Here is a 2,499-nt window from a genome sequence, read left to right as displayed (position 1 = left end):
AACACAGTGGACGCGAGCAACTGAGGACAAGCCCTCGGCCTATTAGTACCAGTCAGCTCCACCCGTTACCGGGCTTCCACATCTGGCCTATCAACCCAGTCGTCTACTGGGAGCCTTAACCACTCAAGGTGGTGGGAACACTCATCTCGAAGCAGGCTTCCCGCTTAGATGCTTTCAGCGGTTATCCTTTCCGAACGTAGCCAACCAGCCATGCCCTTGGCAGGACAACTGGCACACCAGAGGTTCGTCCGTCCCGGTCCTCTCGTACTAGGGACAGCCCTTCTCAATATTCCTACGCGCACAGCGGATAGGGACCGAACTGTCTCACGACGTTCTAAACCCAGCTCGCGTACCGCTTTAATGGGCGAACAGCCCAACCCTTGGGACCGACTCCAGCCCCAGGATGCGACGAGCCGACATCGAGGTGCCAAACCATCCCGTCGATATGGACTCTTGGGGAAGATCAGCCTGTTATCCCCGGGGTACCTTTTATCCGTTGAGCGACAGCGCTTCCACAAGCCACTGCCGGATCACTAGTCCCGACTTTCGTCCCTGCTCGACCCGTCGGTCTCACAGTCAAGCTCCCTTGTGCACTTACACTCAACACCTGATTGCCAACCAGGCTGAGGGAACCTTTGGGCGCCTCCGTTACTCTTTAGGAGGCAACCGCCCCAGTTAAACTACCCATCAGACACTGTCCCTGATCCGGATCACGGACCCAGGTTAGACATCCAGCACGACCAGAGTGGTATTTCAACGACGACTCCACAACCACTGGCGTGGCCGCTTCAAAGTCTCCCACCTATCCTACACAAGCCGAACCGAACACCAATATCAAACTATAGTAAAGGTCCCGGGGTCTTTCCGTCCTGCTGCGCGAAACGAGCATCTTTACTCGTAGTGCAATTTCACCGGGCCTATGGTTGAGACAGTCGAGAAGTCGTTACGCCATTCGTGCAGGTCGGAACTTACCCGACAAGGAATTTCGCTACCTTAGGATGGTTATAGTTACCACCGCCGTTTACTGGCGCTTAAGTTCTCAGCTTCGCACACCCGAAAGTGCACTAACCGGTCCCCTTAACGTTCCAGCACCGGGCAGGCGTCAGTCCGTATACATCGCCTTACGGCTTCGCACGGACCTGTGTTTTTAGTAAACAGTCGCTTCTCGCTGGTCTCTGCGGCCACCCCCAGCTCACCGAGTAAATCGGATCACCAGTGATGGCCCCCCTTCTCCCGAAGTTACGGGGGCATTTTGCCGAGTTCCTTAACCATAGTTCACCCGAACGCCTCGGTATTCTCTACCTGACTACCTGAGTCGGTTTAGGGTACGGGCCGCCATGAAACTCGCTAGAGGCTTTTCTCGACAGCATAGGATCATCCACTTCACCACAATCGGCTCGGCATCAGGTCTCAGCCTTAACGTGTGACGGATTTACCTACCACACGGCCTACACCCTTACCCCGGGACAACCACCGCCCGGGCTGGACTACCTTCCTGCGTCACCCCATCGCTTACCTACTACAAGTCTGGTTCATCGGCTCCACCACTACCCTCAACTCCGAAGAGATCAGGCCGGCTTCACGGACTTAGCATCGCCTGATTCAGTACTGGGCGTTTCAAAGCGGGTACCGGAATATCAACCGGTTGTCCATCGACTACGCCTGTCGGCCTCGCCTTAGGTCCCGACTTACCCTGGGCAGATCAGCTTGACCCAGGAACCCTTAGTCAATCGGCGCACACGTTTCTCACGTGTGTATCGCTACTCATGCCTGCATTCTCACTCGTGAACCGTCCACAACTCGCTTCCGCGGCTGCTTCACCCGGCACACGACGCTCCCCTACCCATCCATACAGGCGTTGGCCCTATGTGTATGAATGACACGACTTCGGCGGTACGCTTGAGCCCCGCTACATTGTCGGCGCGGAATCACTTGACCAGTGAGCTATTACGCACTCTTTCAAGGGTGGCTGCTTCTAAGCCAACCTCCTGGTTGTCTCTGCGACTCCACATCCTTTCCCACTTAGCGTACGCTTAGGGGCCTTAGTCGATGCTCTGGGCTGTTTCCCTCTCGACCATGGAGCTTATCCCCCACAGTCTCACTGCCGTGCTCTCACTTACCGGCATTCGGAGTTTGGCTAAGGTCAGTAACCCGGTAGGGCCCATCGCCTATCCAGTGCTCTACCTCCGGCAAGAAACACACGACGCTGCACCTAAATGCATTTCGGGGAGAACCAGCTATCACGGAGTTTGATTGGCCTTTCACCCCTAACCACAGGTCATCCCCCAGGTTTTCAACCCTGGTGGGTTCGGTCCTCCACGAAGTCTTACCTCCGCTTCAACCTGCCCATGGCTAGATCACTCCGCTTCGGGTCTAGAGCGTGCAACTCAAACGCCCTATTCGGACTCGCTTTCGCTACGGCTTCCCCACACGGGTTAACCTCGCTACACACCGCTAACTCGCAGGCTCATTCTTCAAAAGGCACGCAGTCACGACTGC

At 56.1% G+C, this 2,499-nt stretch carries 1 rRNA gene; it reads right to left on the bottom strand.

What is annotated here, in order from left to right:
* Positions 1-22: 22 nt before the first annotated feature.
* A 23S ribosomal RNA gene (locus AB0C75_RS35835) occupies positions 23-2,499 on the bottom strand; the annotation flags it as partial.

Origin of the sequence: Streptomyces sp. NPDC048565 (assembly GCF_040650935.1) — a bacterium.
Taxonomy (GTDB): Bacteria; Actinomycetota; Actinomycetes; order Streptomycetales; family Streptomycetaceae; genus Streptomyces.
The sequence above is the reverse complement of the archived record's forward strand: the minus strand, read 5'-3'. Positions and strand labels throughout refer to the sequence as shown.